Origin of the sequence: Ferrovum myxofaciens (assembly GCF_000735045.1) — a bacterium.
Taxonomy (GTDB): Bacteria; Pseudomonadota; Gammaproteobacteria; order Burkholderiales; family Ferrovaceae; genus Ferrovum; species Ferrovum myxofaciens.
Genome location: NZ_JPOQ01000347.1, coordinates 1 through 311 on the forward strand (window position 1 = coordinate 1; position 311 = coordinate 311).

The 311-nt window shown below is 48.9% G+C and carries 1 pseudogene; it reads right to left on the bottom strand.

The features are described from left to right. Positions 1-92: 92 nt before the first annotated feature. A pseudogene (locus tag IV91_RS19335) lies at positions 93-311 on the bottom strand (hypothetical protein); the annotation flags it as partial.

Sequence of the window (311 nt, forward strand, 5' to 3'; positions counted from 1 at the left end):
CTGCGTATTCTGGTGAAGATGACCGGTGATTCTGGTTATCGTGACCGATGGTTAGGTCATGGGGTTACGCGCTTATATTGTACTGTGATCGGTCACGATGACTCGATATTTTCCTCCTTTTTCATGTTTTTCCCCCTGGCTTTTTGTCCGTTACTGCGTAACGGTCTTTCGCCTGCCTCCAGATATACATCCAATTCATCGCTACTTATCCCAGATAGGATCTTTTTCTCTTCTGCCACTACCAGTCGCTCAACCAATTCTCGCTTCGTTACGCAGTAACGGGACGCCAATCGCTGGACCGCCAGACTGGC